This is a genomic window from Johannesbaptistia floridana, from assembly GCF_057440575.1.
The window spans coordinates 1-2,528 of sequence record NZ_JALKVM010000160.1; the positions used below are offsets into that span (position 1 = coordinate 1).

Here is a 2,528-nt window from a genome sequence, read left to right on the forward strand (position 1 = left end):
CAAGTTCCAAATATTCCCTCACAACCAATAGACGAACCTGGGATGGACCAAGTTCCAAATATTCCCTCACAACCCACCAGCGAACCTCCAACTAACCAAGTTCCAGTTTCTACACCAGTAATAATTGAAGATATTGAAGTAGAGAAGGATGACAATACAATTAGCCTGATTCTCAAGAAACAGGGTGGAGGACAAATAGATATAACCCAGGAAAATATTACAGATGAGCAAGTAGATAAGGGACAAATCAAAATTTCTGTACAGAATGCTCAACTGCCGCCTGAACAAACAACAATTATTAAGTCCAGAAATCAATTACCTTCTAAATCTGGAATCAAAAGAATACTTGTTCAAAAGGGCATAGTCATAGAAACAATACTTATAACCCTCACAGTTGATGAGTCTATGATTAATGAATATAGTAAAGGCAGGGTATTTGACATACGACCAGATAATCTAGATTTTACTAATGAGCCAGATAGTTCTACTCTCAATTTAAGCTTAGTAACTCCACCTAGTAAAGAAGTAATAGAGTTAACTGAGAGTTTAAGGGAAGGTTTTTGGCAATCTAATGATGCAGGTATACAACCATTAGGATTTCATTTTAAATCAGGGGGAATTGTTTCTGTTTATTACAACAGCACTTCAGGGGCTTTTATTGAAGATTCAGAATACGAAGTAGTAGAGTTTAATTCTGAGGGAAATTATGGGCATATCGATTTTATTTTTGGAGATAGACCACCAATAAAAACTACTTTTAAGATTGAAGATGATGTCCTATTTATTCGACTTAATGATTTACCAGATGATGGGTCTAGACCTGAGGGATTGTCAGAAACAGGAGAAGGTGAAAGGCAGTTTAGTTTTTCTGAAACACCTCCATCTCGTTCTACATCTCCATAATTTTAAGTGTTGCATTTAAAATTAAAATTTGTTTAAATCCCAATAAATTTGGTGCGTTACACGCAGGTTAACGCACCCTACTTTTTTGGATAAAAAACCTAGAATTTAGTTGCAATATCCATCACTAGTCAAGAGAGTCACAATTGATTTCCTCCATTTTGACTATAGCTCTTTGTGCATTATCAGATTGTTGATTTGCTTCATAAAGTTGTCGAGCAACATCAAAATTACGACAAGCGCTAAAACTATAATTGGTTTGATTGTTTTCTGAATATCCTTCTGAATATGCTAATCCAAGATTAAAAAAGAAATCCCCATTATTATTGTCAATGCGAATTGCTTGATTAAATTCCTCAATCGCCTTTTGAGAATCTCCATTCGCTAAATAAACTGCCCCTAAATTATTATGAGCTTCCGCAGATTGTTGATCAAGTTCAGTAACTTTTTGATAATCTGGAACTGCTAAATCATAGTTATTTAAACTAAAATAAGAATACCCTCTTCTAAGATAAGCTTCTGCATTATCAGGCTCTAAATTGATTACTTCAGTGTATTGAGTAATAGCATCATCATGTCTGTTTTGAAACTGATATAGGTCTCCAAGATAGGTATAAGCTAAAACTAAATCTTCTTTGCTTTCCTCGACAATAGAATCATTTTGAATTTCAACACGGAGTTTTAATCTGTTGATAGCTTCTTGCCAGCTTTCTTCGGCATTTTGATACTCTCCAATCTTTTCATAGACTATACCTCGATTGATATAGGCAAATATGCTCTCTTTATCAATTGACAAAGCTTGATTAAAATCTTCAATCGCTGCTTGATAATTGCCTTTTCTATAATTAGCAACTGCTCTATTTGTATAGTAACGAGGATTTATAGGATTTCCACTAGTATTACCCTCAATTAAGGTGGTAAAATCAGTGATGGCACCGTCATAATCACCCTCTCTTATTTTTTCTAAGCCTCTATTAAAAAGTCCTTGGTCTTGTACACTAATAGTTTGAGCTATGATATATTGAGTGGCTTCAGTTGGTATTGCAGTTGTTATAGCTGCTATAAAGCCAATAATTGCTGTAGTTTGATAAATCGACTTCATTTGAATTTAAATCTAAATTGAATAATTTGTTTAAATTAAATGATATTATAGCATTACATAGTTACTAATTTTGTAGATGAATCTATTCAACAGAAGTAATTGAAAGCCTGGAATCCCCGTAACTTTAGGGCGGGGAGGAAAGGCTAACCGACGACTACTCAGATCTTGATCTTTACCCAAAGTTACTTGTGGATGAATAATGAGTAATGAGTAATGAGTAATGAGTAATGAGTAATGAGTTTTGAAGTAAGGAGTCTTGGAGTTTTGGAGTCTTGAAGTGAAAGAAGTTTTGAAGTGAAAGAAGTTTTGGAGTAATGAGTTAAAGAATTAATGCTCAAAGCTTAAAAATTGGTTGACCGAGTGTAAGATCTTAGGCGAAAGAGAAATGAACTTTTTCTGAGGTTAATTTAGTACATAAGTTCTGGTGTTTTGATATGAGACTAAAGTCGCCCGTAATTTAAACAACGCAAAGTTTATTAGACCTACGAATTAACATAACTTTCTTGAGAGAAAATTGCCCAATTCG

The 2,528-nt window shown here is 34.1% G+C and carries 2 protein-coding genes; one reads left to right on the plus strand and one right to left on the minus strand.

What is annotated here, in order from left to right:
• Positions 1-903: hypothetical protein (locus MW688_RS10935; RefSeq protein WP_486736010.1), on the plus strand; the 903-nt coding region annotated here is incomplete at its 5' end.
• 124 nt (positions 904-1,027) lie between these two features.
• Here MW688_RS10935 and MW688_RS10940 read toward each other — a convergent pair.
• Complete coding sequence (locus MW688_RS10940; protein ID WP_486736011.1) at positions 1,028-2,002, minus strand: tetratricopeptide repeat protein; 975 nt, start codon at positions 2,000-2,002, stop codon at positions 1,028-1,030.
• Between the last annotated feature and the right edge of the window lie 526 nt (positions 2,003-2,528).